At 49.9% G+C, this 20,457-nt stretch carries 23 protein-coding genes, 2 tRNA genes and 1 pseudogene; 23 read left to right on the top strand and 3 right to left on the bottom strand.

Going from position 1 to position 20,457, the window contains the following annotated elements; all coding sequences use genetic code 11:
- Window positions 1–13: 13 nt before the first annotated feature.
- The 5 genes from LQV63_RS18745 to LQV63_RS18725 all read left to right on the top strand — a co-directional run bounded on the left by LQV63_RS18745 (window position 14) and on the right by LQV63_RS18725 (window position 3,809).
- On the top strand, window positions 14–676 hold the full coding sequence (locus LQV63_RS18745) for a response regulator (RefSeq protein WP_019421387.1): 663 nt from the start codon (window positions 14–16) through the stop codon (window positions 674–676).
- A gap of 109 nt (window positions 677–785) precedes the next feature.
- Window positions 786–862, top strand: a tRNA-Pro gene (locus LQV63_RS18740).
- A gap of 66 nt (window positions 863–928) precedes the next feature.
- Window positions 929–1,002 (top strand) — tRNA-Gly (locus tag LQV63_RS18735).
- Window positions 1,003–2,191: 1,189 nt separating this feature from the next.
- Window positions 2,192–2,860, top strand: a complete 669-nt coding sequence (locus tag LQV63_RS18730) for a pentapeptide repeat-containing protein (RefSeq protein WP_233697870.1) — start codon at window positions 2,192–2,194, stop codon at window positions 2,858–2,860.
- A 181-nt stretch (window positions 2,861–3,041) separates the two neighbouring features.
- Window positions 3,042–3,809 (top strand): class I SAM-dependent methyltransferase, encoded by a 768-nt coding sequence (locus LQV63_RS18725; RefSeq protein WP_233697869.1) that lies wholly within the window; start codon window positions 3,042–3,044, stop codon window positions 3,807–3,809.
- Window positions 3,810–3,930: 121 nt separating this feature from the next.
- Here the strand turns inward: LQV63_RS18725 and LQV63_RS18720 are convergent, their stop codons facing one another.
- The 3 genes from LQV63_RS18720 to LQV63_RS18710 form a co-directional block, all read right to left on the bottom strand.
- The gene (locus LQV63_RS18720) at window positions 3,931–4,881 is read right to left on the bottom strand and encodes a GDP-mannose 4,6-dehydratase (RefSeq protein ID WP_019421734.1); all 951 of its coding nucleotides are present in this window, start codon (window positions 4,879–4,881) and stop codon (window positions 3,931–3,933) included.
- A 170-nt stretch (window positions 4,882–5,051) separates the two neighbouring features.
- On the bottom strand, window positions 5,052–5,486 hold the full coding sequence (locus LQV63_RS18715) for an ImmA/IrrE family metallo-endopeptidase (RefSeq protein ID WP_233697868.1): 435 nt from the start codon (window positions 5,484–5,486) through the stop codon (window positions 5,052–5,054).
- A gap of 21 nt (window positions 5,487–5,507) precedes the next feature.
- Window positions 5,508–5,954, bottom strand: coding sequence for a helix-turn-helix domain-containing protein (locus tag LQV63_RS18710; protein WP_019421736.1), 447 nt, complete (start codon window positions 5,952–5,954; stop codon window positions 5,508–5,510).
- Between the two features lie 279 nt (window positions 5,955–6,233).
- On the opposite strand from LQV63_RS18710, the gene LQV63_RS18705 reads away from it, so the two are divergent.
- The 18 genes and pseudogenes from LQV63_RS18705 to LQV63_RS18620 all read left to right on the top strand — a co-directional run.
- The gene (locus LQV63_RS18705; protein WP_233697867.1) at window positions 6,234–6,656 is read left to right on the top strand and encodes an ArpU family phage packaging/lysis transcriptional regulator; all 423 of its coding nucleotides are present in this window, start codon (window positions 6,234–6,236) and stop codon (window positions 6,654–6,656) included.
- A gap of 220 nt (window positions 6,657–6,876) precedes the next feature.
- Complete coding sequence (locus LQV63_RS18700) at window positions 6,877–7,320, top strand: phage tail terminator family protein (RefSeq protein WP_233697866.1); 444 nt, start codon at window positions 6,877–6,879, stop codon at window positions 7,318–7,320.
- On the top strand, window positions 7,292–7,495 hold the full coding sequence (locus LQV63_RS18695) for a hypothetical protein (protein ID WP_233697865.1): 204 nt from the start codon (window positions 7,292–7,294) through the stop codon (window positions 7,493–7,495). Before LQV63_RS18700 ends, LQV63_RS18695 begins: the two co-directional genes overlap by 29 nt.
- Window positions 7,495–8,811, top strand: coding sequence for a phage tail sheath family protein (locus LQV63_RS18690; RefSeq protein ID WP_233697864.1), 1,317 nt, complete (start codon window positions 7,495–7,497; stop codon window positions 8,809–8,811). The genes LQV63_RS18695 and LQV63_RS18690 overlap by 1 nt, the downstream gene beginning before the upstream one ends.
- 1 nt (window position 8,812) lies before the next feature.
- Entirely contained in the window at window positions 8,813–9,274 is a 462-nt protein-coding gene (locus LQV63_RS18685) for a phage tail tube protein (RefSeq protein ID WP_087433390.1), read from the top strand.
- Between the two features lie 37 nt (window positions 9,275–9,311).
- On the top strand, window positions 9,312–9,734 hold the full coding sequence (locus LQV63_RS18680) for a phage tail assembly chaperone (protein ID WP_233697863.1): 423 nt from the start codon (window positions 9,312–9,314) through the stop codon (window positions 9,732–9,734).
- Window positions 9,735–10,050: 316 nt separating this feature from the next.
- The gene (locus tag LQV63_RS18675) at window positions 10,051–12,024 is read left to right on the top strand and encodes a hypothetical protein (RefSeq protein WP_233697862.1); all 1,974 of its coding nucleotides are present in this window, start codon (window positions 10,051–10,053) and stop codon (window positions 12,022–12,024) included.
- Window positions 12,021–12,701, top strand: coding sequence for a LysM peptidoglycan-binding domain-containing protein (locus tag LQV63_RS18670; protein WP_233697861.1), 681 nt, complete (start codon window positions 12,021–12,023; stop codon window positions 12,699–12,701). The genes LQV63_RS18675 and LQV63_RS18670 overlap by 4 nt, the downstream gene beginning before the upstream one ends.
- A gap of 36 nt (window positions 12,702–12,737) precedes the next feature.
- Window positions 12,738–13,703: an XkdQ/YqbQ family protein gene (locus tag LQV63_RS18665; RefSeq protein WP_233697860.1), complete on the top strand. Its 966-nt coding sequence runs from the start codon at window positions 12,738–12,740 to the stop codon at window positions 13,701–13,703.
- Window positions 13,704–13,706: 3 nt separating this feature from the next.
- Complete coding sequence (locus LQV63_RS18660) at window positions 13,707–14,009, top strand: DUF2577 domain-containing protein (RefSeq protein ID WP_233697859.1); 303 nt, start codon at window positions 13,707–13,709, stop codon at window positions 14,007–14,009.
- A complete protein-coding gene (locus tag LQV63_RS18655) occupies window positions 14,006–14,422 on the top strand; it encodes a DUF2634 domain-containing protein (protein WP_233697858.1) in 417 nt (138 codons plus the stop codon). The genes LQV63_RS18660 and LQV63_RS18655 overlap by 4 nt, the downstream gene beginning before the upstream one ends.
- A complete protein-coding gene (locus tag LQV63_RS18650) occupies window positions 14,415–15,515 on the top strand; it encodes a baseplate J/gp47 family protein (RefSeq protein WP_233697857.1) in 1,101 nt (366 codons plus the stop codon). The genes LQV63_RS18655 and LQV63_RS18650 overlap by 8 nt, the downstream gene beginning before the upstream one ends.
- Window positions 15,508–16,095 carry a putative phage tail protein gene (locus LQV63_RS18645; RefSeq protein WP_233697856.1) on the top strand — a complete coding sequence of 196 codons (588 nt, stop codon included), beginning with the start codon at window positions 15,508–15,510 and terminating at the stop codon, window positions 16,093–16,095. The genes LQV63_RS18650 and LQV63_RS18645 overlap by 8 nt, the downstream gene beginning before the upstream one ends.
- The gene (locus LQV63_RS18640; RefSeq protein ID WP_233697855.1) at window positions 16,092–16,376 is read left to right on the top strand and encodes a ketopantoate hydroxymethyltransferase; all 285 of its coding nucleotides are present in this window, start codon (window positions 16,092–16,094) and stop codon (window positions 16,374–16,376) included. Before LQV63_RS18645 ends, LQV63_RS18640 begins: the two co-directional genes overlap by 4 nt.
- Complete coding sequence (locus LQV63_RS18635; protein WP_233697854.1) at window positions 16,376–18,886, top strand: hypothetical protein; 2,511 nt, start codon at window positions 16,376–16,378, stop codon at window positions 18,884–18,886. The genes LQV63_RS18640 and LQV63_RS18635 overlap by 1 nt, the downstream gene beginning before the upstream one ends.
- Window positions 18,887–18,901: 15 nt before the next feature.
- Window positions 18,902–19,522: a hypothetical protein gene (locus LQV63_RS18630; protein ID WP_233697853.1), complete on the top strand. Its 621-nt coding sequence runs from the start codon at window positions 18,902–18,904 to the stop codon at window positions 19,520–19,522.
- A gap of 1 nt (window position 19,523) precedes the next feature.
- On the top strand, window positions 19,524–19,688 hold the full coding sequence (locus LQV63_RS18625; protein WP_233697852.1) for an XkdX family protein: 165 nt from the start codon (window positions 19,524–19,526) through the stop codon (window positions 19,686–19,688).
- A 533-nt stretch (window positions 19,689–20,221) separates the two neighbouring features.
- Window positions 20,222–20,457 (top strand): annotated as a pseudogene (locus LQV63_RS18620) (IS5/IS1182 family transposase); the annotation flags it as partial.

Raw genomic sequence — 20,457 nt, 5'->3', positions numbered from 1 at the left:
GGAGGTTTTAACCATGAATTCGATACCGGAGAACGCATTTCGCGTACTTATTGCAGACGATCATGCGCACGCCCGTGAAGGAATGCGGGACATTCTGTCCATCGATCCTTCCTTTGTTATCGTTGGAGAAGCGGTAAATGGCGAAGAGGCGCTCGCTATGACGGAAACGGTAATGCCAGATATGATTTTGATGGACATCTCGATGCCGGTGATGGGCGGACTTGAAGCGACTAAACGCATTAAAGAGCGATTTCCGTATGTGAAAATCGTGATGGTGACCGTATCTGACGATATCACTCATTTATTCGAAGCGTTGAAAAAAGGCGCGCAGGGATATCTGCTCAAAAACTTGCAGCCTTCCGCTTGGCACGAATATTTGCGCGCAATTGCGATAGATGAGGCACCGATGTCGAAGGAGCTTGCCTTCCGCATATTGCAGGAGTTCTCGTCCAAAGGGCCGAATAAGCCTCCGGCCGCGACGCCGCTTACATCGCGCGAGCGTGAAATATTAGAGCGAGTAGCCAAGGGCGAATCCAACAAAGAGATTGCTGCGCAATTTTCACTGTCTGAGCATACGGTGAAAAATCACTTGAAGAACATATTGCAAAAGCTTCATCTCGAAAATCGAGTCCAATTGACGCGTTACGCGCTGGAGCACGGACTCGTGGATAATTAAGCGGGGACGATCGGGCGCTGCAATAAATATTGCAATAAATCGCTTGCTTAACGGCGTGAAATATGATATATTCATTGTTGTCACTAGTTGTTGACATCTTAACGCCTGTCGGGACGTAGCTCAGCTTGGTAGAGCACTTGGTTTGGGACCAAGGGGTCGCATGTTCAAATCGTGTCGTCCCGACCATCAATTTCTAACTTGTCACACACTCCAGTCTGGGATGTTCTTAGCTTGAGTGTGTTTTTGTACTTTGCGGGTGTAGTTCAATGGTAGAACTTTAGCTTCCCAAGCTAACAGCGTGGGTTCGATTCCCATCACCCGCTCCAGTAACATCTTGTGTTAGGAAGCGAACCCACGGGTTCGACCGTCCGTGAATACTTCGGTGAATTATCCCAAGTAGGACGCGCGTCAACATTACCTCTAAGTTGAGCCGAAGGCTCATTTGGAATCAGATGTTGAGTATTCCCATCACCCGCTCCAGTAACATCTTGTGTTAGGAAGCGAACCCACGGGTTCGACCGTCCGTGAATACTTCGGTGAATCATCCCAAGTAGGACGTTCGTCAACATTACCTCTAAGTTGAGCCGAAGGCTCATTTGGAATCAGATGTTGAGTAACCGTCCGTGAATACTTCGGTGAATTATCCCAAGTAGGACGCGCGTCAACATTACCTCTAAGTTGAGCCGAAGGCTCAGTTAGAATCAGATGTTGAGTATTCCCATCACCCGCTCCAAGAGCAACTTGTGTCAGGACCAATTTTTTCTTCATAACCTTTACCCTTTTAAGCCTTGGTGTTCCAAGGCTTTTTTAATATATTAGGATGTTCTTTAATTGAGGGTGAAAATGTCATACGCTTTGCCTTGATATCACTTTGCCCTTCCCTGATAAGGGACGCTATTCGCTCCTTTTCGCCACTCTCCCCTACATTCAGAAAATAGCAGCAACCCCTTCCCTTTCAAACGAGAAAATGTTGTCCGTCCTCTGTGTAAAAGCTCTTATGTCCAATCTCCCATATAGTCAGGAGAAATAACGCTGAGGAAAAGACGCATGATGATTCATGTACCTTAGTATGGAGCGGGGCGATCATGATGGCAGCGAACGTGGGTTCATTGGGCGAGTCGTCTTCTGATGGAAGGGGAGAATGGGGCAAAGGGGTGATATAGCCTCTTTTTCCTTTTTCAAACGAGAACATGTTGACGGTCCTCTGTGTATGGCTCTTATGTCCAATCTCCCATATAGTCAGGAGAAATAACGCTGAGGAAAAGGCGCGGGATGATTCGTGTATCTTAGTATGGAGCGAGGCGATCATGATGGTAGTGAACGGGAGTGTTCGCTGAGCGAGAGGCTTCTGATGGAAGGGGAGAATGGAGCAAAGGGGAGGATAAAGAGAATCCCAGTCAGTTTGCTAATCGGTAGTCTTCTTTTGTGCTAGGATTAGAATGAACAATATGGTTTTCAATGTTGTTACATCGAAATACATAATAGATTAATATGATGAAACAAGGAGATTCACGCATGGATAAGAAGAATCGGAAAAACGCAAATGTACTGCGGCCTAATATGCCTAAGGATATGGAGCCTTTTACTTTTACGGATAGAAACATTTATACCGAAGATGTTTTTCAGTTGAGGGTTATTGAAAATGAAGTGATTGAAAACCAGACAGCTGAAAAAGTCTGCTTTGATCAAATCATTTTTAAAAATGTAACGTTTGACCAAATCACCTTTCATAAGCTTGAACTAACGGACGTTATTTTTGAAAAATGTGATTTATCTAATATAGATTTAAGTGACGCAATCATGCACAGAGTGGAAATGAATGACTGCAAAATTTTAGGGCTGAATTTGCTAGGATCGACTTTGCGAAATGTATTGTTTCATAACTGCTATGCGGATTTTGCGACTTTTCGTTTTGCCAATTGCAAGCAGGTGAAATTCGAAAACACGTCTTTGTGCAACGCCGATTTTTACAGATCGGAATTAATGAAAGTGGAGTTATGTGAATCGAATTTGGATCAGGCTCAAATGTCTGGCACAAAATTGGCAGGAATTGATATAAGCAGCTGCCCCTTTGATGGACTGGGCGCAACGCTGGAAGATCTGCAGGGCTGCATCATTTCCCCTGAGCAAGCGGTTGTATTATCAAGGACTTTTGGACTCATCATTAAAGAAATAGAAACGTAACCGCAATTGTAATTTGTCTCGCAACCAATTATACTTATAAATATTACCATAGAAGGCGAGTGATTCAGATGACAGTCAGCTCTTTGCAAGCGAACATTTTATTCAAGGTGCGGAAGAGTTGAGAACGACCACGTTCTTAAAATAACCTTTCTTCCGTTCCTCAAATACGGAGGGAAAAAATATGTTTAGCTATTACGGAGCGCTTAATTCGGAAGTGTATGAGTTCACCAAGCCGGTTGGACATTCCATTAATGGGGACATCGAATATTATCGCGAACGGTTGCAATCCTGCGGTGGACGCATTTTGGAGGCTGGGGTTGGAACCGGCCGCATGCTGATTCCGTTGCTGGAAGCCGGTATGACGGTGGACGGCATCGATTATTCTCCAGAGATGCTGGCGGTGTGCCGCACACGAATGGCGGAACGCAGCTTGAACGCCGAATTATATGAAGGAAACTTACAGCATTTTTCCCTGCCTCATAAGTATGAAGCGATCGTAATGCCTACCGGCAGCTTTCTGCTCATCGAGAAGCGGGAAGAGTCGATCAACGCCATGAAATGCATGTATGAACATCTTGTGCCAGGCGGTCGTTTTATTGTCGATATTTTTCTGCCTGATTATACCGGTACGGATTTTGCATGCGGCAACGTGTATACGACAACCCATGAACTGCCTTCCGGTGATGTGATTACGATGGAGCAAAAAGTGGTCGAGGTTGATTTTCTCCGTCAGCATTGGGTATCTTACTTGAAATATGAAAAATGGCGAAAAGGGAACTTGCTTCAGACGGAGCTGCAACGGTTTGCTCTTCGTTGGTATGGTATCGAGGAGTTCAGGCTGCTGCTGGAGAGTGTCGGATTTAAAGACATTGTTTGCTCGGCAAATTACCAGTACGGTGCAGAGCCTGATCACGAAAAGCAAACGTTTACGTTTGAGGCACGGAAATGATAGTTATCTCCATATATTTTTAAGCGACTAGCTAAAACAATAAATAACGCGAAGAACCGCCTTTCTGTAACTAGAAGGCGGTTCTTCGCGTTATTTACGAATGCGCTCATGCGATAGAAGATTATACACGCTCGCGCCAGTAGTTGAGCAAATCTCGCAATGTCTGCTCAAATGGAATCTCCGGCTTCCAGCCCGTTTGATTCGAGAATTTGGTCATGTCGCCGAGCAATATTTCAACATCCGAAGGACGCATGCGGCTTGGGTCTGGTACGATGTCAATCGAGACGGTGCTCATGGAGAGCAGCATGTCGAGCATTTCACGGATTGTGACACAGGAGCCCGATGCAATATTGTAGCAGTCTCCCGCTTCGCCATGCTCCAGAGCGAGCCAATAAGCCCGAACGACATCGCGCACATCGGTGAAGTCGCGCTTCGCATTCAAGTTGCCGACCGATACTTTTGAATGGCGAATGCCTTTTTCGATTTCAGCAATCTGCTTGGCAAAGTTGGACGTCACGAATTGCTCCCCGCGGCGTGGCCCGGTGTGGTTAAAGGTCCGGGTGCGGATGACATGCAGGCCATAGCTTTTAAAATATTGGTAACCGAGGTAGTCCTGTGCCGCTTTGCTCACCGCGTAGGGGCTTAACGGGCGTAGCGGATTTTCTTCCCGAATCGGCGTTTCGTCCGGCTCGACATGGCCGTATTCTTCACTGGAACAGGCGATTTGAATGCGGCAATCCAGATCCAGCCGTCGCACCGCTTCAAAAATATTTAACTGTCCGGCCACATTGTTGTGGATGGTGTCGACAGGAGAATTCCATGACGTAGGGACGAAGCTTTGCGCGGCCAAATGAAAAATAAGATCGGGACGTTCCTGCGTCAAGAGCGATTCGACGGAGAAAGGATCGCGCAGCTCGCACTCCACAAGGTGAACCTGATCTTGAATATGGAGAATATGCTCCATCCGGCTGCGATTGCGAATCGTGCCGATGACCTCCACGTTATTATCAAGCAAGTATTCCGCCATATGACTTCCGACGAATCCGGAGATCCCGGTGACAAGCGCCTTCATGTAAATGGTCTCACCTCTCTGATTGATAGCATACACCCATACTTCGGCTTTACCCTATACTATGTGGAGTAGGCAGGAAAGGGTGACGGCATTTGTTCCGGTCATCATCGCATTATAGAGGCGCAAAAAAACGGGATACGAAGTATGATCCATACCTTCGCATCCCGCGCTTATTCTCGATCGGATTCGATTGGAAGAAACTTTGCCATTTCCGGCGGAATGCCATTGCGTGCGCAGTACATTTCCCGCGTCTCGCCAGCCATGCATTCTTGGTCCGCCAGCAGAAGCTGCAGCGCAAATTGATTGGCTTGCCGTTCGAATTTGCCAACTTGAAACAATGTATGCCGCTCGATAAAAAAGTGGCCGACTCCCTTATGGAGCCGGTCATGAGCGAGCTCGTGCGCGCACACAAAGCGCTGCCATTCAAACGGTAGATCTGAATTAATGACAATATAGCGGCGGCGAAGCTTGCGGAAATAGAAGCCGCGCGTCGAGTTGCCAAGATGCGTCAGCTGAACTTGAATGTTAACGTGCTGTGCAAGCTGAAAAGGGCAGTTCGTTTTATATTTTCGAATTAACGATCGTACAATCTTCTCTACATCCATGAGATGCACCTCGCGGATAAGTTAGTCGGTATGTTGCGTTCGATTCAGCTTGCGCTTATTTCTCTTCTTCGCATCCCAGAACAAGGCCTCCAGCACCTGAATGACCCGCTCGCGGTCATCCTCTTCGATCGGGACGCCATCGAACATAATCTCCGCATCTTCTTCAAGCAATTTCCGGAAATCGCGCTTATCCTTCCACGTGGCCCACTCCGGTATGGATTCATGCGGACTGACGGTCAACGGCATCGGATTATCGATGCGTCCGAGCAGATAGTCGCTTGACGTGTGCAGCAGATCGGCGATCCGCCCGATGATGTCGCTCGGTGGCGTCGTGCGCCCCGCCTCATAATTGGCTACGTTGGCCCGCTTCATGCCAAGCTCGTGCGCAACATCGTCTTGAGATAAGCCTTGCTTGAGCCTCATTTCTTTAATGCGAGAACCTACACGTTCTTTGTTCGTCTCTGACATTGTTATCACCCTTATTTTTCGCATATGTTCATAAATTCAGGATTGACGTTCATTTTATGAGCATGGTATGCTTGCAGTATATCATATAGGAACAAATGTTCGCAACATGATTCGCAAGTTGTTTATAATGAACAACGTCTATTGTATATAGTTGTTTACAATAACTCAAGTGCTTTTCCGAGCAAAAGAGAACCATTCCTAGCAGTTATATAGTTGTTTAAAGTAACAAATTTAGTTTTGTGTTGGTATTATAAACGAAAAAATGAAGGAGTGACGGCGATGTTGGCAACAGTAAATCGGACGGCGACGCGAAAACAGGTGGAGCAACAATTATCCTTGGCATGCTTGTACAAACGCGCGGGAGTCGTGCGGCGGGAAATGAGAATGACGTCCGCTTATGAACCGAAGTTCCATGGAGCGACGAACCAGGTGAGCAAGCCTGTTGAGGCGGTTGCTGTACATAATGTGGACAAGGAAGCTTACATGAAGTCGGTGCATGACAATGTGATGAAGGCGGTCGCGCACCTTGGTGAAGCGGAAAAAGAAGTCATTGAATGCTGCTATCTGAATCCTTACGCGCACAAGCCGGATTACTTATTATGCCATGAGCTGAACGTCAGCGAGCGCACGTTCCGCCGCATTAAAGCACGGGCCGTAATGGAGCTGGCCTTCATGCTTGGGCTTGAAGTATTTGAGGATTGACGGAAATGTGGAACCAGGCTTTCCGAATACATACTGCAGCTGGGCCAGTTCGATGCGTGTCCCTTTGATGGCCGGATGATGGCACGCCGTTGGACGGGGCACCGTGCTAATATGTTAGTGTGAGGTTGTGGGCATATGGCAGGGCAGCCTTGCAATAGAAGACCGTTAGCGGCTAAGCTGCTGGACGGTTTTTTTGCGTATGCGAACAGGAGGTGAAGGCTTGCGGAGCTACGATATTCGGCAAGGAGTGATGAGACGGGTGCGGGAACGCTTCCCGGACATCCCTGTGCTGGAGGCGGAGGAGCGGATGGATGAGGCAGCGCCGTGCTTTATCGTCAAGCTCGTGCGGGGCGAACGAGAACGTGTCGGTGAACGCCGTTACTTGGCGCAGGCAGCGGTCGAAGTTCATTATTATCCCGCCGTCTTGGATGCTTCCGTCCATGATACGGCTGATGCGCTGTACGAAGTGCTGGAGCTTATTGAGGTGGATGGGAGCTTATGCCGGGGAACGAGCTGGAAGCATGAGATCGTGGAGCGAACGCTGCGGTTTCAGGTTCAGTATGAACTCAGGCTGACGCGTTCGCGGGAAGATGCGAGCAAGATGAATTCGATGAAGCAGGAGGGACGCATTCGAGATGCAGAACCGCGAGATGTACGATCGTAAGACGCAGTCCGCTGCCCCGGACATCGCTTATGCGAAGGGACAGTGGCTGGAAGCGAAGGAATGGAGCGCGTGCGAACGGGACATGCTGCACGCGCTCTTGCAAGAGAACGAACAGTACACGAAGGCGCAAGTGAATGCGCTGCTACAACATTTTCTAATTCAGGAGGTAAAGTGATGGCTGGAGGAACATGGATGACTCAGAACAAGGTAAGACCGGGCGTATATGTGCGCTTTCAAGCGGATGCCGCTCCTACAGGAGCGATTGGAGAACGGGGCGTTGTGGCGCTGCCGTTGAAGCTGAGCTGGGGACCGGCAAAGCAAGTGTTGGAATTGCATGCGGGGGAGCCGGTATTCGAACAGCTCGGCTACGAGCTAACGGACAAGCCAGCGCTGCTTGTGCGTGAAGCGTTCAAGCGGGCGAAGACGGTGCTGTTGTACCGTTTGAATGAAGGGGCCAAGGCGGCAGCCGCTCATAAAGAGCTGAAGGTGAAGGCTCGTTACGGCGGCGCGCGCGGCAACGATATTCAGCTTGTGGTGCAGCCGAACGTGAACGACGATACGAAGGTGGACGTCATTACGAAAGTTGGCGGACGTACGGTGGACAGCCAGACTGTCACGCAAGCCGAACAATTGACGGCGAGTGCTTGGGTGGAATTCGAAGGCGCGGGAGCGATTGAGGCGATTGCGGGACTTCCGCTCACCGGAGGCGATGATGGCAGCGTGACGAATGCGGAGCATATGTCCTTCCTCGACGCGATTGCCGTCCATGATTTCCATACGGTCGCGCTAACTTCATCAGACGCGGCGTTGTGTTCCGTATATGCGGCATTTGTGAAGCGAATGCGCGAAGACGAGGGCAAGAAGGTGCAGGCGGTTATGGCTCAGTATCCGACGGCAGACAACGAAGGTGTCATTAGCGTCAAAAATGGAGTCAAGCTCGCGGACGGCACCGTCCTGAACGCGGCGCAGGCAACCGCATGGGTCGCAGCGGCGACGGCAGCGGCGGCAATGAACGAGTCGCTGACGTATAGCGCATACGAGGATGCGGTCGATGCCGATATCCGCATGACGAACAGCCAAGTGGAAGATGCGTTGCGCAAGGGCGAGTTCGTGTTTGTTCATCAGCGCGGACGCGCGGTAGTGGAACAGGATATCAACAGCTTGACTTCTTATTCGCCGGATAAAGGGCAGCCGTTCTCCAAAAACCGTGTCATTCGCGTCTTGGACGGCATTGCAAACGATTTGAAGCGTATTTTCGAAACGACATATGTTGGAAAAACGAACAACAACGAAGAAGGACGCCAATTGTTCCGCGCGGAGTGCATTGCTTATTTGGATCAACTGCAGCGATTAAATGCCATTCAGCCTTTTGACGCGCAGACGGACGTGCTGGTTGTGCAAGGTGAAGCTTCGGACAGCATCGCCATTCAATTGACGGTGCAGCCGGTGGACGCAGTAGAGAAAATTTATATGAAAGTGAAGGTGAAGTAAGATGGGTTTCTTACAAGCAAAAGATACGATTTCCGGTCGCGAGGGCAGCGCATTTGCGCAAATCAACGGCAAGAATGAAGAAATGTTCTATATCAAAACACTTGAAGCGAAGATCGAGAAGCAGAAGGCGGAGATTAAGACGCTGGGCAGCCGCGCTACGCAACACAAGACAGCGGGCTGGTCAGGAACGGGCAGCATGACCATCTATTATATGACACCGCTGTTCCGTCAGATGATGCTGGAATATATTAAGAACGGCAAAGACACGAATTTCACGATTCAAGTGACGAACGAGGACCCGACCTCTTCCATTGGAGCACAGACCGTCACGTTGAAAAATGTCAACCTGAACAGCGTCGTCATGGCGAAGCTCGATACGGAAAGTGACGTGCTGGAGGAAGAAGTGGAATTTACGTTTGATGATGTCGATATTTTAAATAACTTTTCTAACCCTTCTGTGTAATTTAAAATAACAAAAAGATGAGGAGAGCGAAACAACTATGAGCACATTAAGCTATTTCTTTGCCCAAAATGCCGAACCAAATACGGAGATGTCGTTTGCGGTATCAACCCGCTTCAAAAACGAAGAGGGGGAACCGGTTGCTTGGACGCTGCGCAGCATGAGCGAAGTGGAGAACGAGCAATGCCGCAAGGCGGCCACGAAGCAGGTGAAGGGCAAGGGCGGCGTCGTTACGCCGGAAATCGACTTCAACGAATATACAGCGAAGCTGATTGTGGCGAGCGTCGTCTATCCTGACTTGAAGAATTCGGAGCTGCAGCAGTCGTATGGCGTTATGGGTGCGGAATCGCTCCTGCGCAAAATGCTGCTGCCTGGAGAATACACGGCGTTATTGCAGCAGGTACAGACGCTGAACGGCTTTAACCAGGACATGAACGACCTCGTCGGTGAAGTAAAAAACTAATCCGGGAGGGCGACGGCGAGGCGAACTATGCCTATTACGCCCTCCATAAGCTTCGCATCTTGCCGCATGAGCTGCTGGCGCTCCCGGCGCGCGAACGCGCCGCCGTCTACGCGATGATTGACATCCGCGTGGAAGAGGAGCGCAAGGCGCAGCGCAGCATGCGCAAGAAGCGCTAAAGAACACGATGGATGAACCGCAGGAGACAGGGCGGCGGTTCCACAATTGGCGCGTACAAGAGCAGCTATCGAATGAGGCTGTCAGGTGCAAATGGGGAACCGCTCTCTTCATCTTAGCGGACAGAAGGAGGGAAGTGAACATGAATGCACAAGCAACGTTGGCGTTTTCGGGTCCGGTCCTGTCTATGCAATCGTTTACGGCCGCTTTTGCCCGAGCAGATACGAGAATAAAGAAAGAACTGGAACAAACGATGGAGCTTGCAAAGAATACGTGGCGAAAAACGGTTGATGCCATGAATCAGTTAGCGGTTTCTGTATACCTCCGAACGTTGAAAGCCGAAGCGCCTTTACGCCAGCCTTCGCCTGCTGATAATGACAATGGCAAGGGCATTTCGCATGGTGGGAAAATTTACGAAAAAATGCGGGACAACATTGCTGGAATATTTAAAGGGCTCCGAGAGAGCATTAGTAAAAGTTACAGCGAATTGGGTACCAAAATGCTGGGCATATGGAAAATGATAGGTGTCAATGCCGTGAAGGGAGCCGCCGAATCAGAAGATATGCGAGCGCGCTTCAATGCCCGATATGGAACTGCTCAGAAAGGCTCGCCGGTCTTCGAAGCGCTGCGGGGACAGGCCCTGATGAATGGCAAGGATGTAGCGAAATCATTGCAATCTGGTCTTGCATTAACCTCGGTATCGAAAAATACGAGTGATGTGCTCCGCATGAATGAAATGGTGCAGCGTTTATCTGCCTTTCAAGCGAATGGCGGTGACCCGGCAGAGACAGCGGGCTTGATGAAGGATGCTTATTTCGGAAAGAGCGAAGGCTTGCTGCAGAAGCTCCAAATGCCGGCAAGCGCCGCAGAACAAAAAAAATTGGAGTCATTCTCCAAAAGCGGCGATTTGAATGGCTTTCTGCAAACTTTCGATGCGTTAATGACGAAGGCGAACATGAGCAAAGCGTCGCTGGAGTTGTTGATGGACAGCCCGATTCAAAAATGGGAAGCGGCGGTAAACCGGTTCAATGGCTTGTTGGCCGCGGCCGGCGAGACTGCGATACAAGTGTTCGCTCCGGTGCTGGACATCATCAATCAGGCATTTCAAGAAGGAAAGTTCGACCCATTTTTTGCGGGCATACAAGCAGGGTTGACCATGCTGGCGGGTGCAACGGCTGCCGTTGTGAACTTTCTCGTCGAGAATTGGAATCTTGTGCAGAACACACTGATTGTCCTTGGCGCCATTGCTGCAGCCATGGCGGTAGCGTGGCTTGTCCAATGGGTGATAGCCGCTTGGCCGTTATTTGCCATCATTGGCGCGCTCGTCCTGATCATGAGTGTACTGAATGAATTTGGAATATCGACTGGCACCATTGTCGGCGCCGTCGTTGGAATCTTTGCTGTGCTTTTTGCGTTTATCAGCAATTCTGTTGCCCATGCGTGGAATTTGCTGATTTCCTTTGCTGAATTCTTTGGCAATTTATTAATCGATCCAGCCTATGCATGGAAAAAACTAATTTATGATGTAGTTAAAACGGTATCCGATTATATAGGAAATTTAATTAACTCGTTCGCTGATGCCTTTAATTGGATTATTGAGAAGGTCAATGATTTAACAGGCTCTAAATTTGAATTGATTGGTAAATGGAGTTCCGATCAAATTGTGCCTGAGAAACCTGAGAGTGATAAAGATGTATTGGATTTATCGAAGTACCGTATGGATCAAACCAATCTGACGGATGCTTTCCTCAGCGGGCAAAAGCTTGTTCAAGACAATCTCGACTTCACTAAAAAATTGATTCCGGACACGTCGGGTCTTGTGCCTGGAGGTAAAGTGGATCCGTGGAATGGTGGAGCTGCGGAAATTCCGAAAGTAGGCGAGGTTGGAAAAGTAGGGGCTATCGGCGGCGAGGTAGACATCTCGGATGAGAATCTGATGATGATGCGCGACTTGGCGGAAATGGACAGCATTCAGAATTTCGTAACGCTGACGCCGACGGTGCAGGTCAGCACGGGCGACATTCATCAAGGCTTCGATATGGATACGCTAATTAACCGCATCGGGCAGAAGCTGGAGGAAGAATTCGTGATGACGGCGGAAGGGGTGTACGGATGAGCGGATACCATATGTATTTGAGCTTCAATAATCAGGAGCAGGTGATCGAATTGCCGGTCAACCCGGCGCAGCTTGATATCAGCGAAGCGGGGAACCTGCAGTCATTCGATATCATCGGCCTTGGGGAAGTGAATGCCATCGAGACGCCGAAGCCGGCGGCGATTCAGTTCAATAGCATCTTTCCAGTTGGTCCCGCACCGTATGTGCATGTCCCGCCGGACAAGCTGCTTCCTCCGAGCGACTACGTTATCCAGATCCGCAGTTGGATGGAGAGCAAGCGTCCAATCCGCTTCGTGCTGACGACACCGACTTATCAGATGAATCTGGCGATGGCGATTGAGAAGTTCACCTGGCGGGAAGCGGCAGGAAGTGTAGGCGATCTGGAGTATGATCTGTCGCTGAAGCAATATAAGTTCTATTCTGCGCAAAAAGTGAAGGTTTTGGGCAATGGCCAAGCGGAAGTCAAGGTGCAAAAAGCGCCGCAAGCACGCGCTGATGAACGGCAAGGACCAACCGAATATACAGTTCAGGCGGGAGATAAGCTGTGGAGCATAGCCAAAAGCCTCTGCAACGATGAGAGCAAGCTTATTGAAATTCAAAGGCTGAACGGCATACGGAACGATGAAATGATGAACGAGCTGGAGCCGGGACGCATTTTGCGCATTCCCAAAAAGTGAGTGGTATCTACGGTACTTTAGGAGGTGACGGACTGGATGGAGGTGCACATCGATAACCGCAATGGCACCCTGTGGGATATGTCTCAGCTGATTACCGATATGTCGTGGTCGACGTCTCGCTCAGGCAAGCCGGCGAGCGTGTCGATTTCGTATATCAAGGGAGCGCTGTTTCAGGATCGTTCATTTACCATTAACAATGGCGACATCGTGCGCGTGTGGGCGGATGGGGCGGCTATCTTTTACGGGTATGTATTCAGCGTGGAAACGGACGAGAGCGATAAAGTAAAGCTGACCGCATTTGACCAAATCCGCTACTTGCTGACGAACGATACGTACGTGCTTGAGAATGTGACCGCCACGGAGGTGATTCAGCGGATCGCCAAAGATTGTCAACTTGAGGTTGGTGAACTTGCCGACACGAAGCATAAAATTCCGAGCCTGCTGCAGGACAATAAGAAGCTGCTGGATATCATTCTCCGCGCGCTCGACATGACGCTGATAGCGACGAAAAACATATTTGTGCTGTACGACGATTTCGGGCAGCTGACGCTGCGCGACGCCAAAAGCTGGACGACGGACCGCATCGTGGGCGAGGGCAGCCAGATGACTGGCATATCCTATAAGGCAAGCATCGATGACGAAACGTATAACCGCGTAAAGCTGTTCCGTGATAACGAGGCTACAGGCAAGCGCGAGGTATACATTATGCAGGACAGCAAAAATATTGCGAAATGGGGACAACTACAGCTATATAAAAAAATCGACGAAAATCTGAACAAGGCTCAAATGAAGGAGCGTTTGGAAGCGTTGATGAAGCTGTACAACCGTGAGAAAAAAACGATGAAAGTAAACGCTGTAGGGGATGTGCACATTCGGGCCGGAATGTACATCCCTATTTTTGCGCCGGAACAAGACATGGAACAGTACATGCTGGTTGACGAATGCTCTCAGGAATGGAGCGGGTCAGGGCATAAGATGTCATTAACGTTGAAGGTGATATAGAACATGAAAATGATGCTGGACATTATTAAAAAAGCCGGCGCGGGCGCGGTGGAGGCTTCGAGTCCGGTCGCGCTGCTGTATGGCGAGGTGCTGAGCGTATCCCCGCTTCAGGTCCAGATTGATCAGCGGTTTACGCTGCCAGCGTCTGCTCTGGTCATAACGGAACAGCTTCAGGAATATAAGGTGCGCGTTGGCACGGAGGAGATTGCAGTCCGTCAAGGACTGCGCGCCGGCGACCGTCTGCTGCTGGCACGCATGCAGGGCGGACAGAGCTATGTCGCGCTCGATAGGGTGGTGAAAGCATGATTCCGAAATACAGTACGGGCTCAGAGGCTGCTTCGATGGTGCTGGACTATGCGGAGCAGCCTACCAGAACATATCGTTTGGATACGGAATCAGGGCGTATTGCTGGCATGACGGATGGATTGGAAGCGTTGAGGCAGGCGGTATTGAAGATACTGCTGACGGAGCGGTTTGCGCATCTCATTTACAGCCCTGATTATGGCTCTGAACTGCGGGCGCATATTGGCTACAGCCTCGGCTTCGTGCAGTCCGAATTGCAGAGAACCATTACCGAAGCGCTGATGCAGGATGACCGTGTATTGCGGGTGGATGAGTTCGCTTTTGAGCAACAGGGGGATTCGCTGCACGTGCGGTTTACGGTCGAGACAAATTTAGGCAAGCTGCAAATTTCGAAGGAGGTGAAGATGAATGGCTGATTTGGATCAAGGAGCATGGGCGGTGCCTCGTCTTGAAGACATCATGGAGCGCATGCTGGAACGCGTTCCGGGCGATGTGGACAAGCGGGAAGGCAGCATTATTTACGATGCGCTTGCTCCTATTGCCGTTGAACTTGCACAGGCTTATACGGAGCTACATGTGCAGAATGAGCTTTCTTATGCAGATACGTCGAGCGGTGAATACTTGGAGCGGCGGACGGCTGAATACGGGGTGAAACGGAAGCAAGCGACTGCGGCACGGCGGAAAGGGCTGTTTTATGATGCCGTGGGCGAACCGTTTGACGTTCCTTTGCGTTCCCGTTTTTCTACGGCAGTACATAATTATGCAGTCGTCGAGCGGCTGTCGGCGGGGGTGTTCGTCCTCGAAAGCGAAGCGAAAGGCTCGAAAGGGAACGAGTATTACGGTTCGCTTATGCCGGTGGATTATGTGGATCAATTGGCACGGGCCGAGCTTGCGGATGTAATCGCACCGGGAGAAGACGAGGAATCGGATGAATCACTCCGGCGTCGCTTCTTCGAGGCTGTGAATGAGCAGCCATTTGGGGGAAATGTGGCTGATTATAAGAAAAAGGTAACCTCCATTACCGGCGTCGGCGGCGTGAAAATATTTCCGGTATGGAAAGGCGGAGGCACTGTAAAGTGCACCATCATTTCGGGCAGCTTTGACTCCCCGTCCGCTGAGTTGGTGAAGGAGGTTCAGACTCTGATCGATCCGGAAGTGAATCAAGGCAAAGGACTGGGATTTGCCCCTATCGGTCACGCAGTTACGATTAAAGGAGCTGCCTCTGTCGGCATCAATGTGTCGACGACGCTCACGCTCGATGCGGGAGTTGCCGTTCCGCAAGTGAAGTCCGACGTGGAGAAGGTCATTTCTGATTACTTGCGGACGCTGCGGACGGCATGGAAAGAGGAAGAAAGAACAATCGTACGCGTCAGCCAACTGGAAGCGCGCATTTTGACCATTAAAGGGATTGCGGACATTGCTGACACCAAGCTGAATGGCATGGCTTCCAATGTTGAGTTGAATGCCGAGGAGATCCCGGTGCTGGGGACGGTGACCTTGAATGGCTGACAAGTTAATCGGGCTGCTGCCTGACCTTTACCATGACATTAAAGAAATGGTTCTGTTGATGGAAGCGCAGGATGAGGAGAAAGAGGAGCTTTTGGCTGCGGTGCAAAGGCTATTTGCCGATCAGTTCGTCATGACGGCGAGCGAGGAGGCGATAGCGCGGCGGGAACGGATGTTGAGCATCCTTCCGGACCGTGATGCAGAGACGCTGGAGTTCCGGCGCAGACGCATCATTAACCGCTATACGACCAAGCCCCCGTTTACCGTGCGGTACTTGCAGGAGAAGCTTGATTTCTTGCTGGGCAAAGATAAGGCGCGTGCCGTCGTGGATACAGAAGCCTTCCTGCTGCGGATTGTAGCTAATATTACGGATGCCGCCGTATTTAAAGAAGTGGGGCACACCGTTAGGACGATCAAGCCGGCGAACCTAGTCTACCAGCAGGAGACGGCGCTCCTATCGGGCGTCGGTGTACAAGAGAATATATTCCGCTCGGACCTGAAACGGACGACACGGCTTTCGACGACGTGGAAGCTGGGGCGATCGCCGTTCGCCGAGCGTGGACCGGAGGTGCAGATGAAATGATAGAACCATCGCTTTTGAGTGAACTGGCAAACCATGTGAATACGCGGATCGCCAAGGTTGTGCTCAATAAAACCTACGAAATTACGGAATTTACGGTGAAAAAGGTATCCAAGAGCATCGTAAACCTCGAATACATGATACCTATCGGTTCGGTTGACAGCGTATCGCTGATCGAGCTGCGGGCTGCCGATGGCGCGGTGCTGACATCGAACGCCGTCTACATCCCGCTCACGTCCGATACCATCATCAAGCAGCCGATTACAGTGAAGGAGGTGGCCTAATGCCATACGAGGCAAAGACGGATTGGAAATACGACGATACCGTGACGGAAAAGGATTTGAACCGCATCGAGCAGGGGCTGAAGGATGCGCATGTGGCGGAGCGCGAAGCGCTGACGCTCTCCCCCGGCGTGCAAGTGGTTGAGGTGGAGAATGAGACGCCGTTTAATTTTGGAAGTGTCAGGGGACGAACACTCGTCAACTTGCTAGGCCGTAACGGTCGGTGCGATAAAATCGGCTTTTTTGGGACAGGCGGCGCGGGAAATGTTATTGTCGATAGCACCATAAAGCGCTATGGTGACGCGACGTTTAAGATCACGCAGACGGCAGGAGAAACGTCATTCGTCATAAACGGAGCCTTCGCGGTAGATCGGACAAAGAAATATATGTTTGCCGTTGACGTCTTACTTACGCATTCGTCGGCAGGCGGCAGGGTTGTTATGAACCTACAACAAAGCGGTGCAGGCGCAGTAATTGGCAGTGGCACGGCGAACGCGGAACTATTAGGGACGTGGCAAACGATTCACGCGACATTCGATGCGTCCAAGCTTAATAGTCCGGAAATGTCAATTGTAGTCGGCACAATGGGAGACGGTGCAGTGACGTGTAACGTTGACGGCGTGCGTTGCTATGAGATCACACAGGCGGAGTATGACGTGAGCGTGTCGCTGACTCCTGAACAAGTCGCTACACGCTACCCATACGTAGACGGTATGACAAACGTCCACAATCCATATGTGGGGATTACAGGGGCGAATCTGCTGCCGCCGTTTACGGAGTGGAGCTTTAATATTACGATACTTGATGCGAGACCATCACTTGACCCGTATGCAATAACTTATACGGCAACAAAAACCCACACTCTTTTATTTTCGGAGATAGACGTTTTGCCAAACACAACATACTACCTGTCTTGTGAGACACAGAATGGGGAGTTTGGTATCCATGACGTAACTGGGACAAAAGTTATATCTCCCTATTCGAATAAGAGCAGAACATTTAATACGGGGGAATATAATAGGGTACGTGTATACCTGAGCAATCGCGAGAAACTAGGGGATTTCACATTCCGAAATCCAATGCTGGTCGTCGACACCGAAGCGAAGCCATTCGCGCCACAGCAACGCTCCATATGGGCAGCAGAATGCCAGCTCGCAGCTCATCCGGTAGACGGCAGCAATCCCGATACATTATTTGTGGGGGACGATGGGCTGCCATATACGTTGGGGAAGTGGGGCAAGATGGTTGTCAGCGGAGACTGGAATTGGAAGTACAATGTGAGCTGGTCAACCCATAAACGAGTGTATGTTGCGAATTTAGTACCTGTCAATTCGGTGGGCATACAACAGTACATGACAAAGTATGACGGAAATCCTGTCTATATGGACGGTGCCGGGAATGGGCCGGATCAGTTTCAGATACAACCAGCCACAGGGTACCTTTACGTCACAATACCTAACGCCGACAGCGGATGGGGGCCAGACTATACACCGGATGCAGACGAGATTAAGGCGTATTTCATGGGCTGGCGGATGTGTCAACAGGAAACGGCGGGGCTTTATAACGGGACTGGCACAAGGTGCTGGGGGAAAATTACAGACCCTGTAAATGTAATAGCAAATCCCGGGTGGAGCACTGTAACTGTACTACCTACCGAGCTTGCAGGAACGGATGGAGTAGGTAACGTATACACGCCTTACCGTCTCCAATACCTTAAAGCCAAGCCAACCGTCGAACCAGTGGCAAACTACGAAACAGGCGCGACACTGTGCAAGGGAGCGAACATGGTCGAGGTGGGAAGCGGTATTGTGCTGCGGGAGAAGGCGAACCCTTCGTATTATTCGGAGAATGATAGTTGGTTTATAAATAACGGGGTTGTTACTTGGGAATCTACGCGCTTTCAGCATAAAGCAAACAAAATTATAAATATCTACGAAGGTGCAACCAAGGATTCGAGGTGGACGGTAGAAAACATAAGTCTCGCCTATGGTAACGAAAGGGCCTATCTAAGCAACTCCTACTACGACCCTACCGCAGTCTATCACGTAACATACACGATGCTAGAACCAACGCTTGCGGCTCCTATATCAGGCAGCATAGCGGCGAACCTGCGCGCTACTGTATCGGACTTGGTGCAGCATACGGGGGACATGGAACGGCGTCTAGCGGTGGTCGAGTCGCAGAAGGCGGAGAAGGATGCTCCGCAGTGGATTAAGCCGACGTTGTTGAACGGCCTGACTGAACTAGCTAGTACGCAGTACGTGAAAGACTCACTAGGATTCGTCCACATTAGAGGTCGTGTAAAAAGTCTCGAAACTATTCCAAATGAAACAGTGTTGTTTAAATTGCCTGTCGGATACAGACCGGAAATTATGAGCGAACAATGCGTGGCGACGTTTGGAGGGACTAAGGAAATCTGTAATGTACAAATTAATATTGACGGTTCTGTTAAAGTATGGAACTCTACCGGAACTGTCATTTATCTAGATAGGGTATCATTTCAAGCCAAATAATAAGGAGGACGCAAAATGAAAGAAGCAATCTTAACCGACCTAAGTGGTAAATATCTCGACCCAACGCTCGTTGCGGACTCCGTGACGGGCGTTTTTGATCGGCGGGAACCTGTCCAGCGAGATGAGGAAGAAGTGCTAGAAGCGCAGCAGCCGAACGACGAGCAGCCAGCCGAACCGGAAACGGTACTTGTCGGTTACACCGTTGCAATTCCATTTCCAGACGGTCTCTATGAACCGACATTCGACGTCCAAGGCTACAGACAAGCCATGTCGGACTACGAGGCTGCATATGCCGAATATATCGCGGCCATGGCCGAGTACGACCCGGAAGAAGAGGACTCGCAACCGAAGCCGCTGCTGCTGGTAGACGGCCCTTCCTTTTGGCGCAATGGCCTGTCGCAAGAAGAAATCGAAGCTTTACAGCCTAAGCCAGTGCCATCCGAGCTTGACTTGCTTCGAGTGGAGAATGCCAAGCTGTTGCTTCATGTGGCCGAGCTCGAAGCGAAGAGCGAGCAACATTCTGAACATACAACTGCGCTGCATGCTCAGAATGCCGAACTGGATTCCAAGAACGAGCAGCTTACGCAAGATCATGCAACGTTACTGTTGCAACTAGCCGAAAAAGGAGTGATTTAACATGGATTGGTTCGCAACGATTAAACGCTACTATGATATGGGGATTTACAAAATCGAACCGAAAGAGCCGCTGTACATCGGCAAGTTTTGCGAATTCGGCAAGATTTCTCCGGATCAGTTTGAAGAAATCACGGGCCAAAAATATCAAATGAAGAGCGCCTTGTAAATCGGATACGCTATGTTCATGCCCTCGGCGATATGGGGGCTTTTTACATTTTTAAGGGAAATCTAATTAAAGATAGCAAGTAGACGAAGGTGTGAGGACAGCCTATTACGGGAGTTTCAACGGCTGAGGCAAAAAAGTGCTGCCGTCCACCTTGAAGGAATGTCCATACAATGGGCTATCTGGGACTAGCCGCTGCAGGGTGGGGATGGCGCTGCAATATCTGTACATTGTGCAATTGCTTTTATCCTAATCGCGTTTATTCGCATTGTCTTCCCTTTTTTGAATTTGTCTGACTCTAAAAAATATAGAGAGCATAAGGAAAAAGCCGACAATGCTTATTATATTCCTAATCGATTCGTCTTCAATGAAAAAACGGTCAGAAAATGTGAACATAAGTATAAATAACGCAAGCAGATAATGAGGCCACTGAAAAAGTCCCTTAGTCCTGAAAGAGACCATTCTTCATTTTTTTGAAGAGTCTGTCTCTTTTTTTCGATATAATCAAAGTATCTCATCAAAGGCTGGTGATCTCTGTGCTCCCGAAGCAACAAAGCTTTATTTTGAGCCCATATATGGAACTCTACAATCTGGTAGTTCCCAAAGATAATCTACTGCGCAGAATGGACGAGTTGGTGGACTTTGGCTTTGTCTACGAAGAGCTGCACGTCAACTATTGCCACGATAACGGACGCACCGCGGTGGATCCGGTTCGGATGCTGCTCAAATCTATCTTCGACTTGTCCGACGTCGATCTGGTCGAGCGTTCAAA

The organism is Paenibacillus profundus (genome assembly GCF_021369635.1).
Taxonomy (GTDB): Bacteria; Bacillota; Bacilli; order Paenibacillales; family Paenibacillaceae; genus Paenibacillus_B; species Paenibacillus_B profundus.
Note: the sequence above shows the minus strand (reverse complement) of the source record. Positions and strands in the feature narration are given on the sequence as shown.

What these genes read in the sequence shown, in the direction of transcription:
- LQV63_RS18725 (WP_233697869.1), top strand. Translation starts at nt 3,042, where the DNA reads ATGTTTAGCTATTACGGAGCGCTTAATTCGGAAGTGTATGAGTTCACC.
- LQV63_RS18745 (WP_019421387.1), top strand. Translation starts at nt 14, where the DNA reads ATGAATTCGATACCGGAGAACGCATTTCGCGTACTTATTGCAGACGAT.
- LQV63_RS18710 (WP_019421736.1), bottom strand. Translation starts at nt 5,954, where the DNA reads ATGTCAGAGACGAACAAAGAACGTGTAGGTTCTCGCATTAAAGAAATG.
- LQV63_RS18705 (WP_233697867.1), top strand. Translation starts at nt 6,234, where the DNA reads ATGTTGGCAACAGTAAATCGGACGGCGACGCGAAAACAGGTGGAGCAA.
- LQV63_RS18640 (WP_233697855.1), top strand. Translation starts at nt 16,092, where the DNA reads ATGATAGAACCATCGCTTTTGAGTGAACTGGCAAACCATGTGAATACG.
- LQV63_RS18650 (WP_233697857.1), top strand. Translation starts at nt 14,415, where the DNA reads ATGGCTGATTTGGATCAAGGAGCATGGGCGGTGCCTCGTCTTGAAGAC.
- LQV63_RS18720 (WP_019421734.1), bottom strand. Translation starts at nt 4,881, where the DNA reads ATGAAGGCGCTTGTCACCGGGATCTCCGGATTCGTCGGAAGTCATATG.
- LQV63_RS18715 (WP_233697868.1), bottom strand. Translation starts at nt 5,486, where the DNA reads ATGGATGTAGAGAAGATTGTACGATCGTTAATTCGAAAATATAAAACG.
- LQV63_RS18695 (WP_233697865.1), top strand. Translation starts at nt 7,292, where the DNA reads ATGCAGAACCGCGAGATGTACGATCGTAAGACGCAGTCCGCTGCCCCG.
- LQV63_RS18670 (WP_233697861.1), top strand. Translation starts at nt 12,021, where the DNA reads ATGAGCGGATACCATATGTATTTGAGCTTCAATAATCAGGAGCAGGTG.
- LQV63_RS18665 (WP_233697860.1), top strand. Translation starts at nt 12,738, where the DNA reads ATGGAGGTGCACATCGATAACCGCAATGGCACCCTGTGGGATATGTCT.
- LQV63_RS18655 (WP_233697858.1), top strand. Translation starts at nt 14,006, where the DNA reads ATGATTCCGAAATACAGTACGGGCTCAGAGGCTGCTTCGATGGTGCTG.
- LQV63_RS18680 (WP_233697863.1), top strand. Translation starts at nt 9,312, where the DNA reads ATGAGCACATTAAGCTATTTCTTTGCCCAAAATGCCGAACCAAATACG.
- LQV63_RS18625 (WP_233697852.1), top strand. Translation starts at nt 19,524, where the DNA reads ATGGATTGGTTCGCAACGATTAAACGCTACTATGATATGGGGATTTAC.
- LQV63_RS18660 (WP_233697859.1), top strand. Translation starts at nt 13,707, where the DNA reads ATGAAAATGATGCTGGACATTATTAAAAAAGCCGGCGCGGGCGCGGTG.
- LQV63_RS18635 (WP_233697854.1), top strand. Translation starts at nt 16,376, where the DNA reads ATGCCATACGAGGCAAAGACGGATTGGAAATACGACGATACCGTGACG.
- LQV63_RS18675 (WP_233697862.1), top strand. Translation starts at nt 10,051, where the DNA reads ATGAATGCACAAGCAACGTTGGCGTTTTCGGGTCCGGTCCTGTCTATG.
- LQV63_RS18630 (WP_233697853.1), top strand. Translation starts at nt 18,902, where the DNA reads ATGAAAGAAGCAATCTTAACCGACCTAAGTGGTAAATATCTCGACCCA.
- LQV63_RS18690 (WP_233697864.1), top strand. Translation starts at nt 7,495, where the DNA reads ATGGCTGGAGGAACATGGATGACTCAGAACAAGGTAAGACCGGGCGTA.
- LQV63_RS18685 (WP_087433390.1), top strand. Translation starts at nt 8,813, where the DNA reads ATGGGTTTCTTACAAGCAAAAGATACGATTTCCGGTCGCGAGGGCAGC.
- LQV63_RS18730 (WP_233697870.1), top strand. Translation starts at nt 2,192, where the DNA reads ATGGATAAGAAGAATCGGAAAAACGCAAATGTACTGCGGCCTAATATG.
- LQV63_RS18645 (WP_233697856.1), top strand. Translation starts at nt 15,508, where the DNA reads ATGGCTGACAAGTTAATCGGGCTGCTGCCTGACCTTTACCATGACATT.